The organism is Cellulosilyticum ruminicola JCM 14822 (assembly GCF_001311925.1).
Classification (GTDB): domain Bacteria; phylum Bacillota; class Clostridia; order Lachnospirales; family Cellulosilyticaceae; genus Cellulosilyticum; species Cellulosilyticum ruminicola.
Window position 1 is genome coordinate 1 of record NZ_BBCG01000189.1, and the last position, 546, is coordinate 546.

General features: G+C 32.1%; 2 protein-coding genes. Both read right to left on the reverse strand.

Annotated elements, in window-relative coordinates; genetic code table 11:
* Nucleotides 1-225 (reverse strand): hypothetical protein (locus JCM14822_RS18830; protein WP_207643283.1); only part of this gene is annotated, 225 nt, incomplete at its 3' end.
* Nucleotides 226-447: a transposase gene (locus JCM14822_RS18835; RefSeq protein WP_054744182.1), complete on the reverse strand. Its 222-nt coding sequence runs from the start codon at nucleotides 445-447 to the stop codon at nucleotides 226-228. It abuts the gene before it with no gap.
* Between the last annotated feature and the right edge of the window lie 99 nt (nucleotides 448-546).

The following is a 546-nucleotide window of genomic DNA, read 5'->3' on the forward strand; positions in this document are numbered from 1 at the left end:
CACACCAATTAGAACCCAAGTATATGGACATAAAATACGTATTGTACCATTATCATTTCCGACGTAAATGTATGGATGATTCATAGCACATACTAGCTGTCCTTCAAAGTTTATACCTTCTGATGGTGTTTTTGTGTTTCTCCAATTGATAGAAATAATACCTTGACCATTATATTTTTCATAGAGGGCCTGATCAAGTTCAGGTTTATCATAGCCTGCATCCATTTAGTAGTATGAAGGTTTAAATAGTTCTTCATAATCTTCCTTTAATTTTTGTACAAGTGGCTCTGCCATATCTATATCAACTACATTAGCTGGAGTAATCATGTACGATAATGTAATACCACTAGCATTATCAACTAATGCATGCATTTTCCAACCAAACCATTTAATAAAGTTATCATTAGTGTCAAGTTTACCTCCCCAGTTAGGAAAAGTTATATACATCAATAACTCCTAGAGAGTTAGCTTTATAAATCATTCTTCTATAAGTTCTTTCTAAAATATCTGTCTCAGAAAGCTTTTTAATAAAATGCGTAAAAGTTG

Coding starts and splice junctions, on each gene's coding strand:
- JCM14822_RS18835 (WP_054744182.1), bottom strand. CDS start 447: ATGTATATAACTTTTCCTAACTGGGGAGGTAAACTTGACACTAATGAT.